General features: G+C 70.8%; 19 protein-coding genes and 1 pseudogene. 1 reads left to right on the forward strand and 19 read right to left on the reverse strand.

What is annotated here, in order from left to right; all coding sequences use genetic code 11:
* Nucleotides 1-21 precede the first annotated feature (21 nt).
* The 19 genes and pseudogenes from fabG to AC1VWI_RS06195 all read right to left on the reverse strand — a co-directional run bounded on the left by fabG (nucleotide 22) and on the right by AC1VWI_RS06195 (nucleotide 18,033).
* Nucleotides 22-762 carry a 3-oxoacyl-ACP reductase FabG gene (gene fabG / locus AC1VWI_RS06105; protein WP_499509899.1) on the reverse strand — a complete coding sequence of 247 codons (741 nt, stop codon included), beginning with the start codon at nucleotides 760-762 and terminating at the stop codon, nucleotides 22-24.
* Nucleotides 750-1,445, reverse strand: a complete 696-nt coding sequence (gene cofC / locus AC1VWI_RS06110) for a 2-phospho-L-lactate guanylyltransferase (RefSeq protein WP_499509900.1) — start codon at nucleotides 1,443-1,445, stop codon at nucleotides 750-752. The genes fabG and cofC overlap by 13 nt, the downstream gene beginning before the upstream one ends.
* Nucleotides 1,442-4,039, reverse strand: a pseudogene (locus AC1VWI_RS06115) (bifunctional FO biosynthesis protein CofGH); the annotation flags it as partial. The gene cofC and the pseudogene AC1VWI_RS06115, both read right to left, overlap by 4 nt.
* Before the next feature lie 4 nt (nucleotides 4,040-4,043).
* A complete protein-coding gene (locus AC1VWI_RS06120; RefSeq protein ID WP_499509901.1) occupies nucleotides 4,044-5,201 on the reverse strand; it encodes an acyl-CoA dehydrogenase family protein in 1,158 nt (385 codons plus the stop codon).
* 59 nt (nucleotides 5,202-5,260) lie between these two features.
* Complete coding sequence (locus AC1VWI_RS06125; protein WP_499509902.1) at nucleotides 5,261-5,917, reverse strand: enoyl-CoA hydratase/isomerase family protein; 657 nt, start codon at nucleotides 5,915-5,917, stop codon at nucleotides 5,261-5,263.
* The gene (locus AC1VWI_RS06130) at nucleotides 5,914-6,963 is read right to left on the reverse strand and encodes an LLM class flavin-dependent oxidoreductase (RefSeq protein WP_499509903.1); all 1,050 of its coding nucleotides are present in this window, start codon (nucleotides 6,961-6,963) and stop codon (nucleotides 5,914-5,916) included. Before AC1VWI_RS06130 ends, AC1VWI_RS06125 begins: the two co-directional genes overlap by 4 nt.
* Nucleotides 6,964-7,130: 167 nt before the next feature.
* Nucleotides 7,131-7,433 (reverse strand): muconolactone Delta-isomerase family protein, encoded by a 303-nt coding sequence (locus tag AC1VWI_RS06135; RefSeq protein ID WP_499509904.1) that lies wholly within the window; start codon nucleotides 7,431-7,433, stop codon nucleotides 7,131-7,133.
* An 83-nt stretch (nucleotides 7,434-7,516) separates the two neighbouring features.
* Complete coding sequence (locus AC1VWI_RS06140) at nucleotides 7,517-8,395, reverse strand: ABC transporter substrate-binding protein (protein ID WP_499509905.1); 879 nt, start codon at nucleotides 8,393-8,395, stop codon at nucleotides 7,517-7,519.
* Between the two features lie 173 nt (nucleotides 8,396-8,568).
* Nucleotides 8,569-8,919 (reverse strand): NIPSNAP family protein, encoded by a 351-nt coding sequence (locus AC1VWI_RS06145; RefSeq protein ID WP_499509906.1) that lies wholly within the window; start codon nucleotides 8,917-8,919, stop codon nucleotides 8,569-8,571.
* Nucleotides 8,916-9,584: an NADPH-dependent F420 reductase gene (npdG, locus tag AC1VWI_RS06150; RefSeq protein WP_499509907.1), complete on the reverse strand. Its 669-nt coding sequence runs from the start codon at nucleotides 9,582-9,584 to the stop codon at nucleotides 8,916-8,918. Before npdG ends, AC1VWI_RS06145 begins: the two co-directional genes overlap by 4 nt.
* A gap of 130 nt (nucleotides 9,585-9,714) precedes the next feature.
* Complete coding sequence (locus tag AC1VWI_RS06155; RefSeq protein ID WP_499509908.1) at nucleotides 9,715-10,530, reverse strand: IclR family transcriptional regulator; 816 nt, start codon at nucleotides 10,528-10,530, stop codon at nucleotides 9,715-9,717.
* A 27-nt stretch (nucleotides 10,531-10,557) separates the two neighbouring features.
* The gene (locus tag AC1VWI_RS06160) at nucleotides 10,558-11,028 is read right to left on the reverse strand and encodes a VOC family protein (RefSeq protein WP_499509909.1); all 471 of its coding nucleotides are present in this window, start codon (nucleotides 11,026-11,028) and stop codon (nucleotides 10,558-10,560) included.
* 41 nt (nucleotides 11,029-11,069) lie between these two features.
* Nucleotides 11,070-12,689 carry an AMP-binding protein gene (locus tag AC1VWI_RS06165; RefSeq protein WP_499509910.1) on the reverse strand — a complete coding sequence of 540 codons (1,620 nt, stop codon included), beginning with the start codon at nucleotides 12,687-12,689 and terminating at the stop codon, nucleotides 11,070-11,072.
* Nucleotides 12,671-14,125: an aldehyde dehydrogenase family protein gene (locus AC1VWI_RS06170; RefSeq protein ID WP_499509911.1), complete on the reverse strand. Its 1,455-nt coding sequence runs from the start codon at nucleotides 14,123-14,125 to the stop codon at nucleotides 12,671-12,673. Before AC1VWI_RS06170 ends, AC1VWI_RS06165 begins: the two co-directional genes overlap by 19 nt.
* A gap of 25 nt (nucleotides 14,126-14,150) precedes the next feature.
* Nucleotides 14,151-15,038, reverse strand: a complete 888-nt coding sequence (locus AC1VWI_RS06175) for a TIGR03619 family F420-dependent LLM class oxidoreductase (RefSeq protein ID WP_499509912.1) — start codon at nucleotides 15,036-15,038, stop codon at nucleotides 14,151-14,153.
* A 39-nt stretch (nucleotides 15,039-15,077) separates the two neighbouring features.
* Complete coding sequence (locus AC1VWI_RS06180; RefSeq protein ID WP_499509913.1) at nucleotides 15,078-16,271, reverse strand: CaiB/BaiF CoA transferase family protein; 1,194 nt, start codon at nucleotides 16,269-16,271, stop codon at nucleotides 15,078-15,080.
* 455 nt (nucleotides 16,272-16,726) lie between these two features.
* Complete coding sequence (locus AC1VWI_RS06185; RefSeq protein ID WP_499509914.1) at nucleotides 16,727-16,948, reverse strand: helix-turn-helix domain-containing protein; 222 nt, start codon at nucleotides 16,946-16,948, stop codon at nucleotides 16,727-16,729.
* Nucleotides 16,948-17,439, reverse strand: a complete 492-nt coding sequence (locus AC1VWI_RS06190) for a DUF2975 domain-containing protein (protein WP_499509915.1) — start codon at nucleotides 17,437-17,439, stop codon at nucleotides 16,948-16,950. Before AC1VWI_RS06190 ends, AC1VWI_RS06185 begins: the two co-directional genes overlap by 1 nt.
* A gap of 147 nt (nucleotides 17,440-17,586) precedes the next feature.
* Entirely contained in the window at nucleotides 17,587-18,033 is a 447-nt protein-coding gene (locus AC1VWI_RS06195; RefSeq protein ID WP_499509916.1) for a GNAT family N-acetyltransferase, read from the reverse strand.
* 210 nt (nucleotides 18,034-18,243) lie between these two features.
* On the opposite strand from AC1VWI_RS06195, the gene AC1VWI_RS06200 reads away from it, so the two are divergent.
* Nucleotides 18,244-19,218, forward strand: coding sequence for a GNAT family N-acetyltransferase (locus AC1VWI_RS06200; RefSeq protein ID WP_499509917.1), 975 nt, complete (start codon nucleotides 18,244-18,246; stop codon nucleotides 19,216-19,218).
* Nucleotides 19,219-19,382: the final 164 nt, after the last annotated feature.

The raw sequence follows: 19,382 nt of genomic DNA on the forward strand, positions 1-19,382 counted from the left end.
CATCACTTGATCAGCGGCTGGTCACATGTGACGGCCGCCGGTCACCTCGATGACCGTCCCCGTGAGGTACGACGCGAGGTCCGATGCGAGGAAGAGCGCCACCGAGGCCACCTCCGAGGCTTCGCCGGCGCGTCGCATCGGGATCTCGGCGAGTTTCGCGTCCCAGATGTGGGCCGGCATCGCCTCGGTCATCGGCGAGCGGATCAGACCCGGGGCGATGGCGTTCACCCGCACGCCGTGGTGGGCCATCTCCTTGGCGGCGGCCTTGGTGAGCCCGATGATTCCGGCCTTTGCCGCCGAGTAGTTGGTCTGGCCGACGAAGCCGACCTTGCCGGAGATGGAGGAGAGGTTAACGATCGCGCCCGAGCGCTGTTCGCGCATGACGGCGGCGGCCAGTCGGGTGCCGTTCCAGCAGCCCTTGAGGTGTACGGCGACGACCTGCTCGAACTGCTGCTCGGTCATCGTCCGCATGGTCGCGTCACGGGTGATACCCGCGTTGTTGACCATCACATCGAGTCCGCCGAACGTCGAGACGCACAGGTCCACGGCGCTCTGGACGTCCGCCGCGGCGGTGACGTCGCACGCCACCGTCACGACCCGGTCGCCTGCGTCGAGGCGCTCTGCGGCACTGTGGGCGGCGTCGGCGTCGCGGTCGGCGATGACGACCCGAGCGCCTTCGCGCAGGAACGTCTCGACCGTCGAGAGCCCGATGCCCTGGGCGCCTCCGGTGACGATGGCGGCGCGGTCCCTCAGCAGACCCATCGATGTCCTCCAGGAATGGTGTGTGCGGCCGGCGTGCGCCCGTACGTGTCCGGGTCGAGCCGGCCGAGCGCGTCGGAAAGGTGGGAGTCGGAGTGGTTCACGAGTGGTGCGACGAGCAGCAGATGGGCGAGGTGGTCGACGTCGAACCGCAATGACGCCAGGTCGGGTTCGGTCAGTTCGTGGGCGCCGGAGCCGCGGTGGGCCGCCCGTGATTCGGCGCCGTACGACGGTTGCAGGGCCTGTCCCGGGCCGGCCGTCAGCAGGGTGGTGCCGCGGCACTCCGCGTCGGCGACGAACGCCCTGTCACGGGTCCGGGCGTATGCGAGGGCACGCCCGAGGACCGCCGGTTCGAGGAAAGGGAGGTCCGCCGGGAGTGAGGCCACGGCGCACCGGGGGTGGATCGCCCGGGCCGTCCGCTCGCCCTGCCGGAGGGCCTCGTTGAGGCCGGGGCCGTCGGTCAGGACGGGGCGCACGTCGAGGTCGTCGACGGTGTCGAAGTCCTGGAGGCGGTCGAGTACGACGATGACCTCGCCGACCCCGGGTGCCGTCCGTGCGGCCGTCACGGTGTCGCGGAGCAGGGCGCGGGCGACGCTCCGCCGGTCCCGCGGGCCCAGTTCGAGGCGGCTCTTGGCCAGTCGGAGGTCCTTCTGGGGGATGACGATCACCCAGTTCGACCGCCTCATCGGAGGAACCCGACGCTCAGCGGCAGGGCGCGGTGCACCTCGGTGTCGAACCCGAGCGCGGCCTGAGCGCGCTCGGCGGTGACGTCGTCGTAGGTGGTGGTGCGCTGCCGTGTGGTCCGGCCCGCCGCGGCCGCCAGTTCCTCGATGCCGGCGATCGTCCGCATCGACCCGTTGGTCGATCCGGCCATGCGGCTGATGGTCTCCTCCATCAGCGTGCCGCCGAGGTCGTTGGCTCCGCCGCGCAGCATGTCGACGCAACTCTCCGGATCGAGCTTCACCCAGGAGCAGGCGATGTTGTCGATGTGGCCGTGCATGAGGAGCCGTGCCAGTGCGTGGACGGCACGGTTGTCGCGCCGCGTCGGGCCCGGACGGGCGATGCCCGCCAGGTAGATGGGCGAGTTCTGGTGCACGAAGGGCAGCGGTACGAACTCGGTGAATCCGCCGGTCTCCTGCTGCAGCTGGACCAAGGTCCTCATGTGGTCGACCCAGTGGCGCGGCTCGTCGACATGGCCGTACATCATGGTCGCGGTGGTCCTGATGCCGAGTTCGTGCGCGGTCCGGATGACCCGGATCCACTCCCCCGCCGGGAGTTTGCCCTTGGTGAGCACCCATCGGACCTCGTCGTCGAGGATCTCGGCGGCTGTGCCCGGGACCGAGTCGAGGCCCGCGGCCCGTGCTTCGCTGAGCCATTCGGAGACCGGGATCCCCATGCGGGAGGCGCCGCTGATGATCTCCATCGGTGAGAAGGCGTGAAGGTGGATCTCCGGGCAGCGCCGCTTCACCTCGCGGGCCAGGTCGAGGTGGACGGTGCTGGGCAGGCCGGGGTCGATGCCCCCTTGCATGCAGATCTCCGTGGCTCCCACCGTCCACGCCTGCTCGACGCGCTCCCCCACCTCGTCGAGCGAAAGGCGGTAGGCGTCCGCGTCGCTGGCCCGTTGTGCGAAGGCGCAGAACCGGCAGCCGACGTAGCAGACGTTGCTGAAGTTGACGTTCCGGTTGACCACGTAGGTGACGACGTCACCGACCGCCGTACGTCGGACCTGGTCGGCGAGCAGGCACAGCACGTCGAGCTCGGGGCCGTCGGCGTAGGCCAGCGCGAGCGCCTGGTCGCGGGTGAGACCCGCCGGGTCGCGTTCGGCGGCGCGGAGGGCCGCGGCGACGTCCGAGTCCAGCCGGTCGGGGGCGGTGGAACCGGGCGACGTCGACCTGTCCTTCAGCTCGTCCGCCAGCACCTGCCAGTCGCCGAAGGCTTGGTCGAAGTCGCCGCGCGCGGTCGTCCGCCGGCCTTCCCGGTCGATCGCGACGTGGAGGTCGGTGCGGCCGGAGGACACCGCTTCGGCCGCCTCCTGCCAGGGCAGGCCCGACGGGGTCACATCGGCCGCGAGGCCGGTGGCCGGGTCCGCCAGTGCCTGCAGGTGCGGTCGTACTCGGGCGTCCGCCCAGGGGCCGCCCGCGCGCAGGTACTCCGGCTGTACCGCCAGCCGCTCGCGGAGGTCGAACCCGGCCTCGGCGGTCAGTTCCGCCAGCCGCGCCAGCTGCGGCCAGGGCCGCTCCGGGTTCACATGGTCCGGTGTGAGGGGCGAGACCCCGCCCCAGTCGTCGACACCGGCCGCCAGCAGGAGGCGCAGTTCCTCGGGGTGGGAGAGGTTGGGAGGGGCCTGGACCCGCATCCGTGGGCCGAGCAGGATGCGTGCCACCGCGATCACGGCGAGGTACTCCTCGAGACCGGCGTCCGGGGCGGCGCGCATCGCCGTGCCGGGCTTGGCCCTGAAGTTCTGGACGATCACCTCCTGGACGGCGCCGTACTGCCGGGCGATCCGGCGGATCTCCAGGAGGGAGTCGACGCGGTCCTCGGGACCCTCCCCGATGCCGACCAGGATGCCGGTGGTGAAGGGGATGCTGGTCCGCGAGGCGTCCTCGATGACGCGCAGGCGCACCGCAGGTTCCTTGTCGGGCGAGCCGTGGTGGCACCCGCCCGGCTCGGCCCACAGCGAGCGGGCGGTGGTCTCGAGCATCAGGCCCATGGATCCGGCCACGGGCTTGAGCCTCTGCAGCTCCGCCCAGCTCATCACGCCGGGGTTGAGGTGCGGGATCAGCCCGGTCTCCTCGAGCACGAGGATCGCCATCGCGCGGACGTAGGACAGGGTGTCCTCGTAGCCGCGGGTCTCCAGCCAGGACCGCGCCGCCTTCCAGCGGTCCTCCGGCCGGTCGCCGAGGGTGAAGAGGGCTTCCTTGCAGCCCAGTCGGGCGCCCTCACGGGCGATGTCGAGCACCTGGTCCGGCGTGAGGTAGGGCTCGTCGAGCCGGCCCGGGGTGGTGGCGAAGGTGCAGTAGTGGCACCGGTCCCGGCACAGCCGGGTGAGCGGGACGAAGACCTTCTTGCTGTACGTCACGACGCCGGGGCGGCCCGCGTCCTCCAGGCCCGCCGAGCGGACGGAGGCAGCGATCTCGCACAGCCGGGTGAGGTCGTCTCCGCGCGCTCCGAGCAGGGCGGTGGCCTCGTCGCGGTCGATGCTCTTGCCGGCGCGCGCTCGGGCCAGCGCACGGCGTACGGGTGCGGCGGTCATCGCGGCCCCCTCACGTGGAGATCGTCGCGCATCAGCCGGCTCGCAGACCCATGGAGCGGGCGATGACGTTGAGCTGAACGGCGGGCGGGCCGGCGACCACCCGGGCGATGATGCCGTCGCAGTGGTGCATCGGCAGGGTGTGGTCGCGGACGTACCCGTACGCGCCCTGGATCTGCATGGCCAGCGCGGACGCCTCGGCGTAGATCTGCCCGCTCAGGAACTTGGCCATGGTGCTCTCCACTTCGCAGGCCAGGCCCGCGTCGAAGAGGCCGGCCGAGCGCCGCACGGCGCATCGGGCGGCGTCCAGCCGGACGAACATCTCCGCCAGCGGGAGCGTCACGCCCTGGTAGGAGGAGATGGTGCGGCCGAACTGCGCGCGCTCGTTGGCGTAGGTGACGGTCATGTCCAGCACCGATCCGACACTGCCGAGGAAACCGGAACTGATCATGATCCGTTCCAGTACGAGTCGCTCCTTGAGGATCTGCCAGCCCTGTCCCGGCCGGCCGAGCAGTGCGGAGTCGGGCAGGTGGACGTCGTGCAGGAACACCTCGTAGATGCCGCTGATGTTGCGGCCCAGGGCCGGCATGCGGCGGAGCTCGACCGACGGGTGGTCGGCGGGCACCAGGAAGACGGCCAGGTCGTCGCGCTTGCGTCCGCCGTCGCCGACCTTGACGAGCACCTCCATGACGGTGCCGGGGAGGCCCGCGCCCTCGCAGTAGGTCTTCTGGCCGTTGAGCACCCAGCCGCCGTCGACCCGCTCGGCCCTGGTGGAGACGCTCGCGGCGTCCGACCCGACGTCGGGCTCGCTCACCGCGATCGAGAACCGGCCGTCGCCGCTGAGCACCGGCGCGACGTAGGTCTGCCGCTGCTCCGGGGTGCCCCAGCGGACCAGGTCGCGGATCCCGCTGAAGTTGAGGTTCAGCAGGGCCACGAGATCGGAACTGGCACGGCCCATCTCCTCGCACAGGGCGACGAGCAGGCTAGCGACGTCTTCTACGGGCTCGTCCGCGTCCGCGGCCATGTCGTACCAGCCGAGCTTCGCGATCTCGCGGTAGAGCTGTTCGGGATAGGAGCCCTCCTCGTCCCAGACGCGGACGTCGCGTTCCGGGGCGTGCCGTGAGAGGAACGCGCGGGCGGTCGCCCGCAGGGCTGCTTGTTCTTCGCTGTCGCTGAAGGGACTTGGGTGCATGAGCGTCGTCTTTCGTCGGGTGTCACGTGGTGGGAACGGTGCGGCTGCCTCACGGCCCGTCAGCCGGTGAGCGTTGCCCGGAGCTTGTGCAGGAGGTCGGCCGGCGCGGCGGCGAACCGGTCGGCGAGGTCCCGCGCGTGCCGGTCGAGGTCCGGGGCGGCGACGACCTCGACGAGTCCGAGCCGGGCCAACTCGTCCGCGGTGAAGCGTTCGTCGGCGGCCAGCAGCCGGAACGCGAGGGCAGGGCCGACGGACGCGCGGAGCCGCCGGACGGTCGCCTCCGGGGGGAGGAAGCCCAGGCGGAGTTCCGGGAAGCGGAAGGCCGCCTCAGGAGCCGCCAGGGTGACCACCGCCGCCGCGGCCAGGGCCCATCCGCCGCCGACGGCCGGACCGTGCACGGCGGCGACCGATGCCGGGAAGGCCTCGATGAGAGCGCAGGCCTGCTCGATCAGTCGCCGACGCAGGCCCGGTTGCCCGATCGCGGTGCCGTCGTCGGCACGTACGTCCGCGCCCGCGCAGAACGCGGGTCCCGCTGCCCTCAGCACCAGGACGTCCGCGTGTCGCTCGCGGGCGTCTTCGAGCGCCTCGACCAGTTGCAGGAGCAGCGGGACGTTGAGCGCGTTGCGTGCGTCCGGACGGTTCAGGGTCACCGTCGCCACGGCGCCCTCGCGCTCCATCAGGCACAGCGTCGGGGCGTGCTCCGTTGCGGCGTTCACCGGACCTCCGGGAGCACCTGGGAGGTCAGCAACTCGACCGCCTCCGCCGGGTCGGGGCCCACGGGAGCCCCGACGTACGCCTCGGTGAAGCCGGCGCCGCGGGCGTACTCCAGCAGCTCCGTGAGCGCCTCGATGCAGTCACCGGGGGTTCCGGAGATGATCAGCTGGTCGGCGATCTCCTGGGGCAGCAGTTCCGCGGCGGCGTGGACGCCGTCGCCCGCCTGCACGGCCGCCCGGGTCGCCGCGTAGTCCGGCTGTTCGAAGCCGACCCGCTGCAGGTTCTCGTGCGGCTGCTGGCTGACGATCAGCGCGGCCTGTCTGCGCGCCGCGGCCTTGGCGCGGTCACGGTCCGCCGACACGGAGATGTTCACGCCGTAGATGCGGGTGAACTCGCGGCGGGTGCTGCGCTCCCGTCCGCGTTCGAGCCGGTCGAGGTTGCTCACCGAGTCGAACTGGCCGCTGCGGAAGGCGGCCAGGCTGTGTGCCGGGAAGTTGCTCGCGCAGATGACGCCGTCGGCGAGCTCACCGGCCATCTCGAGTATGCGGGGCCCCGCGCCGGCGACGACCACCCGCACGGCGGGGTCCTTCACCCAGTCAAGGGACGCGCGTGCGTCCTCGCGCAGACCGAGGTCCTCGCAGGTGAGCGGGAAGTCGCCCAACCGGATGGTCTCGCCTTGCCACAGCGCCCGGCAGATCCCGATCAGCTCCGCGACCCGTCCCACCGGATTCGACCGGTCCATCAGCGCCATGACCAGGCCGCCACCGGTACCGATCCCCATGCTGACCTGGCGTCCCGCGGGCATGAACTCCGCCAGCGTGGCCATCGTCGAGGCCAGCTCCAGGGGGTTGCGCCCGAAAGGGAAGGTGACCGCCGTGCCGACGCCGGCCCCGGTCCGGGCCGCGATCGCGCCCAGGACCGCGCTCACGCCTCGCGACTGCATCTGGTCGCTGACCCAGATCGTCTCGAAGGCGCGGGCAGCGACCTCGGCGACCTCGACCATGCTTGGTCCGGCCGCCCAGGCGTGCAGCTGAATGCCCTTGATCATCGACCCTCGATTCATTTTACTGAACTGCGTCCACGATATGGAACAAGCTAAGTATCGGAGTTGCTCCGGTCAAGACCCTGATTTCCGCCCGATTCGTGCTGCCGGACCGTGCGTGAGCACACCTGAGCAGCCCGAAGCTCCGCGACGGGCGACGACGTGACCCCGGCTCAGCCGGTGGCGTCGGCCCTGCCCGGGTCGTTCGGGTGCGACTGGAGGGCGGTGACGACGGAGGTCATCCACGGCCACAACGGCAGCGTGTCGAGGACCTTGTCGTACAGTTCGGCCTCGTCGGCGGCGCGCCACAGTGCGATGCTGCGCATCTCTCCCACCGGGCGCCAGATCCGGACCAGGTGGCCGGCGGCGATGAGCTCCGCGGCCCGAACGGCCTCCGCGGCGCGACGGCGGTCGACCTCGGCCGGATCGGTACCGTCAGGAATGTTGGTGGTGACCTCCACCAGGAACTCTTTCACAGGCCTGCCTCTCTGTGATGCTCGGAAAGTACGGTGCTGCGGCTCCCTGTTGGACGGCGCGATGTCAAGACTTCGGGTCGCCCCTAGGGGGTGGTGGGTGCGGTGCGGTAGAAGTCGGCCGCGGTGAAGGTCGCGGGGACGCCGAGTTCGGCGGCGACCGCGGTGATGGCGGTGGCGCCGGCGGCGGGGTCGGCTTGGCCGTCGGTGGTGAAGTGCGGCGCGATGAACTTCCCGTAGTGCGCCCGGACTTCCTCCGCGGTGTGTCCGTTGAGGAAGGTCTGCAGGTATCGCACCGTGGTGTCGGGGTCGTTCCGGATCACCTGCAGGGCGCGCCGGTGGGCTCGCACGACGGCCTGGACCGCGGGGTCGTCCGGGTGGATGTGGGTGGGGTCGACGGCCACGCCCACGGTCGGGATCTGGAAGTGGTCGCCGACGAAGGCCAGCACCTGCCAGCCGTTCTCGGCTGCCACCGCCTCCGGTGCCATGGTGTCGCCGACCACGGCGGCGTCGATCGTGCCCTCGCGCAGCCGGCGCAGGTCCATGCTGTAGTCGCCGGGCGAACGAACGAGGGTGTGGACGTCGCGGTCCGGGTCGATGCCGGCCCGCCGCAGGACGATGCGGGTGAAGCAGCCGGGTCCGGTGTGCGGCGGATGTACCGCCAGTCGTCGGCCGGCCAGGTCGGCCAGGGAGTTCAGGCCGGGGCGGGCGAGGAACCAGAACTGCGGGCGTTGCGTGTTGACGTTGAGCGCGACCCAGGGGATGCCACCGACGAGCCGGGACAGCAGCGTCCGGCCGAGCCCGATGACGGCGCCGCGGCGCAGCCGCTCCGGGTCCCAGACGGAGCCGTCCCGCAGTGCGACGTGGACACCCTCGTCGGCGTAGTGGTCCTGCTGGTCGGCGATGTAGGTGACCAGTTCCTCGTGCGGGCCGCGCCCCACGTAGGCCAGATCGATCGTGTGCATGAACGTCTTCCTCCGGAGATCGTTGCGCATCGGCCGGCTCGCAGCCCCAGGGAGCGGGCGACGACGTTGAGTTGGACCGGCCGACGGGCCGGCGACCACCTGGGTGATGGCGCCGGGGGAATTGCTCGGGTCAAGAGCCCCCGTGCCCTCCGGCCGGCCGTCTGAGGCCGCGGTCAGAAGAGGGCCGGACCCGCCGAAGGCGCACGGCGGGACGCCGCGTAATCGGGCTCGACGAGGTAGGTGCTCACGATGTCCTCGATCAACGGCCCTGCCGCTTCGGTACGTTCCTTCAGCGCGATCCACCGCGGATCGGCCCGGAAGGCCTCCCAGTGCGCGACCGCCGCGGCGACGTCGTCGAACGCGCAGGCGTAGACGATCCGCCGCCGCTCGCCGACGACCTGCCAGAAGCCCCGGAGATCCAGACCGACCTCCTCGAAGAGGTCGAGGGTCTCCTCGGCGAAACGGCGGTGCAGCTCTTCCTCCCGCCCGGGCAGCGCGAGGTACTCGCGCAGTTCGAGGATCATGCCGGGATCCCCGAAATCGCGAGGCCGGAGCGCGTCTTGTAGCGACGGTTGATGCCGATGAGCACTGCGGTGAGCGGCTCGAGCTGGCGTGCGTTGCGGAGGGCGCCGGCTTCGATGCCGGGTCGTCCGGTGATCGTCGCGGCCAGGTCGGCCACCTCGGCCTTCGCGGCCAGGTCGTCACCGCACACGAGCACGTCCTCGTGGTCGAGCAACCCGTCCTCCTCCCACAGCGTCACCGCGGACAGGTGGTGGAAGGCGCCCACGACGACCGCGTCGGGGACCAGTTGCTGTGCCTGTTCGGCGGCGCTGCCCTCCTTGACGGCCAACCCGTAGGGGCCGTGCTTGTCGAAGCCCAGCGGGTTGACGCAGCTGATCAGCAGCTTCCCGGCGAGGTCCGGCGCCAAGTCCGTGACCAGCTCGCCGTGGCCGGCCCACGGCACGGCGAGCAAGACGACGTCGGCGGCCACGACGGCGGCGCGGTTGTCGAGACCGCACACGTCGACGGTCGTCCCGGCACGGTGCCGGATCAGGGACGCGGTCTCCTCCGCACGCTCCGCCGAACGGGATCCGACGACGACCCGGTGCCCGGCGCGGGCGAAGCGCAGGGCCAGGCCCTTGCCCTGCGGGCCGGTCCCTCCCACGACGGCGATGGTGTGGTTCCCCACGGTTTTGTACTCCTCTCGGGTGAAAAGGCACCCCAGCCCGGCACCGAACGATCGGCATGCGGGCAGGGTCGGACGGCCCGGCGGTGCGGCTGCGCCGGGCAAGTGAGGTCGAACGGGGTTCAGCCGGGCTTCAGTCGGCGACTTCCTCCGGACCGACGACGGGGTAGTCGGCCGGGACCTGTCCACCGCTGCGGGCGGTGATGGCCCGGGCGGCCGCCACCAGGTCCGGGGCCAGCTCCTCGACGTCGTGCGGTGTGAGATCCGCGCCGATGCCGAGCAGGGTGATCAGCAGACAGGGGTATCCGTCACGGTCGAAGACCGGGAATCCCACGACGTTGAGCTCGGGCCGGTACTCACCGAAGACGGCACCGAAGCCACGGGCACGGATCTCCTCGCGCCCCGGGCCACCGGCCGGCTCGACAGCGTGCATGTCGTCACGCCACGCGGCGGTGATCCGGCGGAGCAGCGGCGCGTCCCGGCCGAAGCGGGAGCCGATCTCGATGGTGGTCTTGATGGCCTTGCGGCTCTCCATCTTGGCGATCGCGGTGAAGTGCCCGTCGGGCATCGGCTGGATCGCGAGGCAGGCCAGGCGGGTCCGCTCGGCCAGCCGCTCCATGTACGGCCGCGCCTCGGTGACCGGCGTGGTGCGGGTGACCGCCGCGATCCCGTACTCCACCAGCAACGGCCCGAGGTTGTAGCGCCGGGTCTCGGGGTCGTAGCTGATCAGGCCCTCGGTCACCATCGTCCGGATCAGGTTCGACGCCGTGCTCTTGGCGAGCCCGCAGCGGTTGGCGAGCTCGGTGAGCGTGGCGCCGCCGGCGCTCTGGACCAGGGTGTCCAGCACACGAACGGTGCGCGAGACCGCCGGCACGAGGACTCCGCCGCCCTGGTCACCCGCATCGTCGTCCCGGGGCGCGCCATGCTGCTGGGAAGGGCCGATCGCCACGTCTTCCTACCTTCCGGTCAGGGTGTTTCACCTGACCGTAGCGGCATCCCCCACCAGCTCGACGAAGTGGAACAGGGTGCCGTCGGGGTCGCGGGCGAACAGCAGCTTCCAGCCGTTGACACCGTCCGGGCCCATCACGGTCTGCGGCGTGTGCAGGAACTCGACGCCCTCCGCGCTCAGCCGGTCGTACTCGGCCTGGATGTCGTCGGTCAGGATCGAGAAGCGGCACAGGCCGGGGTGGACGAGGTCGCTGGTCGCGCGACCGCCCGCCTCGATGTCGCGCCATTCGATGACGTCCAGCAGCGCCTCGTCCGGAGAGTCGTTCAGCCGCAGGTGCGCGAAACGCAGCTTGCCGGCGCCCTCGACCATGAAGGCCCGCGCGAGGTTGGCGTCCTCGACCTCCTTGTCCTGCACGACCTGGAAGCCGATGCGCCGGTAGAAGTCGATCGTTCGGTCCATGTCGGTGACGTTGATGCCGACGTGCCAGAACCTTCGCATGATGGTTCCTCTCATGAGTGTGTGACGGTGGTTGTCGTGTGTCAGCGGGTGGGTGAGGTGAGGCGGCGTCTGAGCAGCTTCCCGGTCTCCGTCCTCGGCAGGGCCGCCACCACCTCGAACTCTCGGGGTCTGGCATGCGGCCCGACCGACGCCGCCACCAGCTCGCACAGCTCCGCGCGGAGCGAGTCGCCGAGCTCGCCGAGCTCGCCGACGGCAAGGCGAAGGAACACCTTCACGTGCTGGCCGAGCTTGTCGTCCGGCACTCCGACCGCGGCGGCTTCGGCGACGAGCGCGTGCTTCAGGAGGGCGTCCTCGATCTCCGAGGGTCCGATCCGGTAGCCGCGGCTCTTGATGACGTCGTCGGCGCGGCCGAGGTACTCCAGTCGCCGCCCGTACGCACCCCGTGCCAGATCGCCCGTACGGTGCCAGGGGCCCGCGTGCGGCAGCGCACGCTCCGACTCCGCGTCCCACACCCCCAGCATGGCGACGGGATCCGGCAGTGCCACGGCGATCTCACCGGCCTCGCCGTGGCCCACCTCCTCGCCGCTTTCGTCGAGGAGCGCGATCCGGTGGCCGGGATAGGGGGCTCCCATGGTGTCGTCGTCGACCGAGCCGAGGACCCCCGAGTCACCGATGAGCGCGTTCGCCTCGGTCTGCCCGTACGCCTTGTTGACCGCCCGGGCCAGATGCCGCCGGGCCCAGTCCATCTCGGAGCGCCCGGCCGGCTCCCCGCCGGTGACGACGGCACGCAACCTGTGTTCCGGCGCCCGGTCGTTGGCCTGGAGCAGGCGCAGGACCGACGGTGGCAGGAAGGCGGTGGTGACGCCGCAGCGCGCGAAGAGGTCGAGGGTGGCATCCGGGTCGAAGCGCGCCTGACGGTGCGCGACCACCGGGACCCCGAAGGACCAGGGGACCAGGAGCCCGAGCAGGAGGCCGCCGATCCATCCCCAGTCGGCCGTCCCGTAGTAGACATCCCCCGCCTCGAAGTACTCGAACGCGCAGTCCACTCCGGCGTGGCCGAGCAGGACCTGGTGACCGTGGACGATGCCCTTGGGCGGACCGCTGGTCCCGGAGGTGTACAGCAGGAGCGCGGGTCGGGACGGGCCTCCGGGGTGTGGGGCGTCGAAGTCCGCGTCGACCGGCTGTTCGGCGATTCCCCGGCCCTCGGCGCCGTCGACGGTCAGCACGACGCGGTCCTCGACCCGGCATCCGGTCGCCCTCAGCCGGTCGAGCCCCGCCCCGTCGGAGACGAGTACCTTCGCACCCGAGTCGCCGAGGCGATGCGCCACTGAGGTGCCGGTCAGGAGCCGGGGGATCGTAAGCAGTACGGCCCCTGCGGCCAGCACCCCGAAGACCACCTCCGCGGCGGCGGGCGAGGGATCGAGGTAGAGGGCGACGCGGTCGCCCGGCCGTACGCCGTGTGCACGCAGGACACCGCCGATCCGCAGCGCGGCGCGCTGGACCTCGCCGAAGGTGATCGGCAGTGGCGCGTCCGCTCCGGCCGTGAGGAGGGCCACGGCGTCCGGATCCTGTGCGAAGAGCGCGTCGTGCGTGATCGAGTAGTCCTGCGCCGGCGACCACCGGGGCACGCCTCGCAGTTCCCGCAGTCGTGAGACGGTCGGGACGCTCGCGCGGTCCTGCGCTAGTCGAGACGCGCCCATACGCTCTTCTCCTTCGTGAAGCTCTCGATCGCGCTCTGGCCGAGATCGCTGCCGTATCCGCTGTCCCGGAAGCCGCGGTACGGGGAGGCGGGGTTGAGCACGCCCCAGCTGTTGATCCAGACGTTCCCGGCGTCCAGGGACCCGGCGAAGCGCAGCGCCCGTCCGACGTCGCGGGTGAAGATCCCGGCGGCGAGGCCGTAGACCGTGTCGTTCGCCATCGCGAGCGCCTGGTCCTCGCCCTCGAAGGGCAGCACCGCCAGCACGGGTCCGAAGATCTCCTCGCGGGCTATCCGCATGTCCGGCGTCACGTCCGTGAACAGCGCGGGCTGGTAGAAGAAGCCGCGGCCGGGCTCGTCCTCGGGATGTTCCGCGCTCCCCGCCAGCAGGACCGCGCCCTCCTCGACGCCGGACGTGACGTAGGAGTGGACCGAGCGGCGCTGCTGGGCGCTGATGAGGGGACCGATCTCCGTCTCCGGGTCGAGCGGGTCGCCGACCTTGGCCGACTCGACCCGCGTTCTGACCAGTTCGACGACCTCGTCGTAGATCGGCCGCTCGACCAGCAGTCGGCTGGGAGCGGTGCACGTCTGGCCCTGATTGCCGTACATGGCCTGGAAGACCAGGTCGGCGATCGCCTTCGGGGAGGCGTCGGCGAAGGCGACCATCGCCGACTTCCCGCCGAGCTCCAGCGAGGTGGTGACGAGCCGTTCGGCAGCCATGCGGCCGATCTCCAGGCCGACCTCGGTCGATCCGGTGAAGGTGATCTTGCCGACGAGCGGGTGCTGGACGAGCGCGTTCCCGGCCACCGTGCCCCGGCCGGGCAGGACGTTGACCACCCCGGGCGGGATCCCGGCCTCCAGCGCCAGCTCGCCCAGGGCCACCGACACCAGGGGCGCCAGCTGCGCCGGCTTGAGGACGATGGCGTTGCCCGTCGCCAGTGCCGGTGCGATCTTCCAGATGGACTGCACGGCCGGGAAGTTCCACGGCGTGACGGCGCCGACCACGCCGATCGGCTCCCGCACGGTGTAGTTGAGGAAGCGGCCGGGCGCCGGGGTGGTCCTCCCCTCGATCTTCGTGACCAGACCGGCGAAGTACTCCAGGGTCTCGATCATGACGGGCAGGTCGATCGAGCGCGACTCGCGGATCGGCTTGCCCATGTCCCGGGTCTGCAGTTCGGCGAGCTGGTCCTTGTTCGTCTCGATCAGCGCCGCGAAGCGCAGCATCAGACGGGTGCGCTGGGACGGCCGGAGGCGCTGCCACGCCTTGGCGCCTTTCCGCGCGGCCTCGACGGCACGGCCGACGTCGTCGACGGTGGCCTCGGCGACGGCCGCGATGCGGCTGCCGTCGGCGGGGTTGACGGTGTCGAAGGTCGCCCCGGTCGAGGCGTCTGTGAGCTGGTCACCGATGACCAGCGGAACACTGGAGGTCAGGGCACGCATGATCGATGTCGCTTTCGCTCGGGCGTCAGGGAAGGCGGTGAGCGGTCGGCAGGACCGCCTCGGCGAGGGCCTGGAGCTCCTCCATCGCGGACTCGAGCGTGGCGTGCTCGAACGAGGTGTCGCACACGAAGTGGGTGACACCGAGATCGGCGTAGGCCTCGATGGTCTCGGCGTTGTAGGGCGCCTTGCGCAGCGGCCGCGCCGTCAGGGTGATCTCGCTCATGTCGCGGCCGGCCGCCTCGACGTGCGTACGGAGGGTGGCGAGGTGGCCCGCGTACTCCTCGGGACCGATCGCCAGCGGGTGCCAGCCGTCGCCGATGGCGGCGATCCGCCGGAACGACGCCTCGCTGTAACCGGCGAACCAGATCGGGATGGTGCCACGCACGGGCTTCGGGTACATCTTGAAGTCGTGCAGGTCGTAGAACTCGCCGTCGAAGTCCACTTCGTCGTCGGACCACATCTGCCGCATCGCGTTGACCATCTCCGTCACGCGACGCCCCCGGTCCTTGAAGGGCGCGCCCAGGGCCGCGAACTGCTCCTTCATCCACCCGACACCGACCGCGATGGACAGCCGGCCCTTCGACAGGACGTCGATGCTCACCAGCGTCTTCGACGTCTGCACCAGCGGCCGCCAGGGGAGGATCAGGCAGGACGTGCCGAGCTCGACGGTCTCCGTCGCCGCCGCCGCCCAGGTCAGTGCCGTCAGGCAGTCCAAGTAGGGCGTCTCGGGCTCCCAGAGGAACTTGCCGTCTTCGGTGTAGGGGTACGGCGTGTCCACCTTCGTGGGCAGGGCCACGTGATCGGTCATGAACAGCGAGTCGAACCCGATCTTCTCCGCGTACCGCGAGACCTCGCTGATCGCGTCCGGTCCGGCCCAGGGACCGGCGCCGGGGATCCTGATGCCAACCTTCATGTGATGCTCCTTTGCGGAAGTGGCTGAATCAGCGGACGATCAACGGACGACGCGGGCGGCCAGCAGCCGCGCGATGTCCTCGTCGTCGTGTCCGAGCTCCTTGAGGAGCTCGGCGGTGTGTTCACCCAGCGATGTCGGCGGCCGCTCCACCCGACCGGGGGTCGCCGACAGCTTGATGGGGACGCCCGGCACCCGGAGCGGGCCGAGCGTGTCGTGCGCGATGTCGACCACCAGGTCCAGCGCACGGATCTGGGGATGGACCACGGCCTCGTCGTACGCCAGGACCGGGGCGCAGATGACGTCCTGCTCGGTGAGGAGTTCGACGACGTCGTCCCGGTCGCGCCCGGCGAACCAGGGGGCCAGCGCGTCGTCGAGCTCCTCGCGGTGGGCGAGCCGGCTCGCTGCATCGGCGAACCGCGCGTCGTCGAGCAACCGCTCGGCGCCCACGGCCCGCGCCAGCCTGTCGAAGTGGCGGTCGTTGAAGGCCACCACGTGCACGGCTCCGCCGTCCCGGGTCGGGTAGGCGTTGTACGGCGCGTAGAAGTTGCTCGCGTTGCCGACGCGCGACTGCACGTGGCCGGCCAGCAGGTACTGCCCCAGCCAAGGCGTCTGCAGGTGGAACAGTGAGCCGACGAGCGACACCGAACCGTGCTGGCCGGCTCCGGTGCGCTGCTTCGCCAGGAGCGCGACCAGCGCCGCGACGGCGACCAGGTAGCCGGAGGCGCTGTCGGCGATCGGCGGCCCGGCCTTGACCGCGGGCCCCTGGGGTTCACCCGTGGCCTGCATCAGCCCGGTGAGCGCCTGGGCCACGGGATCCAGCGCCGGCCGCCCGGCCAGCGGCCCGCTCTCGCCGTAACCGCTGACGCTGAGGCAGATCAGGTGGGGGTGACGCTCCCGGAGGTCCTCGGGAGTCAGGCCGAACCGCTCGCGCACGCCGGGCAGCATGTTCTCGATCAGTACGTCCGCGCCTGCGCACAGCTCGTGGAAGAGCTCCCGGCCCTCCTCGGTCCGCAGGTCGAGCGCGATCGCCCGCTTGTTGCGGTTGACCCCGGAGTACACCCCGCTCATGCCGTCGCGGCCGGGCCCGAAGGTCCGGGACTCGTCCCCCGCGATGGGCTCCACCTTGACGACGTCGGCGCCGAAGTCCGCCAGGATCGACGCCCCCAGCGGGCCCGCCACCATCGTGGCCGCGTCGATCACCCGCGTCCCCGCCAAAGCCTGAGTCTGAACCATCACACGACCGTTTCTGTTCATTATCTCGAACTCGCATCGGGATTGTGAACGACTGTAGGCACGGGTCGAACCTCCGTCAAGACCCGCTCACCGGCGTTGGTGAGCTGCGGGCCTTACGGGTGGTGGGTGATGGTGGGGCGATACCGGATGGATGGGCACATGAGGCAGGACATCCGGCGGATGGGATGAACCGGCCGCGCCGACCTGCACGTTCGGGCCCTGTTCGGCTGGCGGCGCGACCGCGCGAGCTCGACGGAGGGTGCCCTCCCGGTCCGAGCCGACGGGTACGTCGGTGCGTCGGTGCGTCGTTCCCGCCCGACGACGAACCCCCGCCCTTCCGGCTGGGAAGGACGGGGGTTCGTCGTCGGGAGGTCACGTACGCGGGTCACGCGTGCTCCACGTGCCGCGTCACGGGCCGGCGGTGCCACGCGTTCTCACGCCCGGCCCCGGGCACTTCATGCGCCCGCGGCGTCCTCCGCCTCCCAGCGCAGCAGGTCGCCCGGCTGGCACTCCAGCACCTCGCAGAGCGCGGCGAGCGTCGCGAAGCGCACCGCCTTGGCGCGGCCGTTCTTGAGCACGGCAAGGTTGGCGGGCGTGATCCCCACGCGGTCCGCGAGCTCGCCCACGGACATCTTCCGCCTGGCCAGCATCACGTCGATGTCGACGGAGATCGGCATCAGATCACCTCGTCCAACTCGGCCCGCATCTGCGTCGCCTCGACGTCGCGCGCGACGGCCTGGGCGAGCAGCATCCGCAGTACGAGCACCATCAGCGCGACCCCCAGGATGGCCACGCCGACCCCGCCCATGATGACGGTGACTCCCGGGTCCTCCCGCTGGCCCGGCGCATTGATGGCCGTGACCGCGAACCACACGAGGGCCGCCGCCACGATCGCGCCGATCATGACGTCCACGTACCGGAAGGCGGCGTGGGAGAACACGGTTCCGCGTTGCACCATCCCCACCAGCCGCCATACGCAGACCAGGGCGACCTGGGCCGACAGCATCCCCAGGACCGTGATCAGGCGCAGCGGGGTCAGCGGGAGCGACCCGTCCTCCGGGTCGTTGCCCGACACCAATGCCCACACCATCCCTGCCTGTACGAACACGGTGCCGGCGAACACCACCACCAGCACAGCGCGCAGCGCACGCACGGTCAGCTTTCCCATGACCCACCCTTCCATCGAGTTACGATGGAAACCTATCGAATCTCGATAGGTGAAGCAAGTGCGGGGACGGAGGGTGGGCAGCGCCCTTCACACCGCGGCGGAACGCCGGCGGCGGTTCCCCGAACCCCGGAAGAACCGGTTGATTTCCTATGAATGCGTGTCACGCCGGTAGGTGTAGAGGATGAAGCCCTCGTGGAACCTGCCCACCTTGTCGTACAGCGCGCGAGCCGGGGCGTCTTCCAGGGTGTTCCAGTAGAGGCCCGGGGCGCCGTGTTCCTCCGCGTCGCGTGCGACCCATTCGATCAGCGCGGTCGCGACACCCTGCCGCCGCACCTCCGCGTCCACGAACAGGTCCGCCAGGTAGCACTTCCCTGCGTACCAGACGCTGGCGTGGAACAGGTAGTGCGCGATGCCGACCATCCTGCCGTCCAGCCGGGCGGCGATCCCGCGTATCCCCTCGTCGCCGAGCAGGCGTCGCCAGGTCCGTTCGTAGCTGTCGTCGTGCCGTTCGACGTCGAAGTACGTGTCCTTGCCGCGGGCCAGCACTTCCCAGCAGGCGCGGTCGGACTCGGTCAGGAAGCTGATCTCCACCATGGTGCCCATCCTGCCGCGCCGCCGGATCGGCGGTGGGCGTCCGGCGGCAAGCCGGCGTCCGGCCGTCACCGGGGCGGGACGTGCCCCGGGGTGTGACGCCGGGGCTGATCCGGGGCCGCCGAAGGCCTTGAACCCCCGTCGCATCCACCCTCCGCCCGCGTCGGGAAAACAACGCGACAGCCTGCGGGCGGAGTCCGTACTGTCGCCGCCATGGACGCAGAATCCACCACCCTGGCGTGGCGACCGCTCACCACAGGCGACGCGAAGACGTCGGCCGACCTCCTCAACGCCATGGAGGCCGAGGACAAGATCGGCGAGAACTACGAGGAGGCGGACACCCTCCAGGAACTGGTGGATCCCTACGCGGACTTGGAACGCGCGAGCCTCGCCGCCTTCGACGGCGACGTGATGGTCGGCTACATGAAGGCCACCTACAAACCGACCGCCGAGGGCGTGCACCGGATCATGGTCGACGGCGGCGTGCACCCGCACTACCGTCGCCAGGGTGTCGGCACCGTGCTGCTGAAGGCCGGGATAGCGGGCGCGAAGGCGTTGCACGCACTGCACCAGCCGACACTGAAACTCGAGGTCCAGGTCCAGAACTGCGAGCGCATCGCCGGTGCGGCCGAGCTCTACCGCTCCCAGGGTTTCGCACCCGCCCGCTACTACCACTTCATGGAGCATCCGCTCGGTGACGCGATCCCGGACGCGGCGATCCCCGACGGGCTGCGGGTCGAGCCGTGGTCGGAGCAGAACGACGAGGAGTTCCGGATGATCCGGAACGAGGCGTTCAAGGACCACTGGGGTACCGTGCCGGTGCCCGTGGACGCCTGGAAGAACAAGATCACCAATCACACCTTCCGGCCCGAAGTCAGCTTCCTGCTCCGGGACGTGGCGAACGGGGCCCCGGCGGGCATGCTGGTGACCATGTCGTGGGAGGCCGACACGGTGGCCACCGGCGTGCGCGAGGCACACTTCATGCTCATCGGGACGCTGCGCGACTACCGCAAGCGCGGCGTCGCCGGCGGCCTGATCCGGCACGCGCTGCGCAGCGCCGCCGACCGGGGCTACGGGAAGGCCAGCCTGAGCGTGGACTCGACCAACCCCAGCGGGGCGTTCGGGATCTACGAGAAGGCCGGCTTCACACCCAAGGAGCGGTACGTACGGTGGGCGCTCGACGTCTGACGGCTTCGGTCCCCGGGGACTCAGCTCGATGGAGTGAAGTGAGCCGGTGGGGCATCGACCACTGCGAAAACCGATGGACACGTTCCAGGGCGCTCCGCAATCATCCGGCGCTGTGACAGATGAACCCACCCGCCGTTCCCCGGGCCCGACCGGCCTCAGGTCAG

Source organism: Streptomyces sp. TOM-9 (genome assembly GCF_056858595.1).

Excerpts from the sequence above, each read along its gene's own strand:
- AC1VWI_RS06145 (WP_499509906.1), bottom strand. The coding sequence starts at position 8,919 with ATGATCCTCGAACTGCGCGAGTACCTCGCGCTGCCCGGGCGGGAGGAA.
- AC1VWI_RS06120 (WP_499509901.1), bottom strand. The coding sequence starts at position 5,201 with ATGCACCCAAGTCCCTTCAGCGACAGCGAAGAACAAGCAGCCCTGCGG.
- AC1VWI_RS06160 (WP_499509909.1), bottom strand. The coding sequence starts at position 11,028 with ATGCGAAGGTTCTGGCACGTCGGCATCAACGTCACCGACATGGACCGA.
- fabG (WP_499509899.1), bottom strand. The coding sequence starts at position 762 with ATGGGTCTGCTGAGGGACCGCGCCGCCATCGTCACCGGAGGCGCCCAG.
- AC1VWI_RS06165 (WP_499509910.1), bottom strand. The coding sequence starts at position 12,689 with ATGGGCGCGTCTCGACTAGCGCAGGACCGCGCGAGCGTCCCGACCGTC.
- AC1VWI_RS06175 (WP_499509912.1), bottom strand. The coding sequence starts at position 15,038 with ATGAAGGTTGGCATCAGGATCCCCGGCGCCGGTCCCTGGGCCGGACCG.
- AC1VWI_RS06170 (WP_499509911.1), bottom strand. The coding sequence starts at position 14,125 with ATGCGTGCCCTGACCTCCAGTGTTCCGCTGGTCATCGGTGACCAGCTC.
- AC1VWI_RS06200 (WP_499509917.1), top strand. The coding sequence starts at position 18,244 with ATGGACGCAGAATCCACCACCCTGGCGTGGCGACCGCTCACCACAGGC.
- cofC (WP_499509900.1), bottom strand. The coding sequence starts at position 1,445 with ATGAGGCGGTCGAACTGGGTGATCGTCATCCCCCAGAAGGACCTCCGA.
- AC1VWI_RS06130 (WP_499509903.1), bottom strand. The coding sequence starts at position 6,963 with ATGATCAAGGGCATTCAGCTGCACGCCTGGGCGGCCGGACCAAGCATG.
- AC1VWI_RS06190 (WP_499509915.1), bottom strand. The coding sequence starts at position 17,439 with ATGGGAAAGCTGACCGTGCGTGCGCTGCGCGCTGTGCTGGTGGTGGTG.
- AC1VWI_RS06140 (WP_499509905.1), bottom strand. The coding sequence starts at position 8,395 with ATGCACACGATCGATCTGGCCTACGTGGGGCGCGGCCCGCACGAGGAA.
- AC1VWI_RS06195 (WP_499509916.1), bottom strand. The coding sequence starts at position 18,033 with ATGGTGGAGATCAGCTTCCTGACCGAGTCCGACCGCGCCTGCTGGGAA.
- AC1VWI_RS06185 (WP_499509914.1), bottom strand. The coding sequence starts at position 16,948 with ATGCCGATCTCCGTCGACATCGACGTGATGCTGGCCAGGCGGAAGATG.
- AC1VWI_RS06180 (WP_499509913.1), bottom strand. The coding sequence starts at position 16,271 with ATGGTTCAGACTCAGGCTTTGGCGGGGACGCGGGTGATCGACGCGGCC.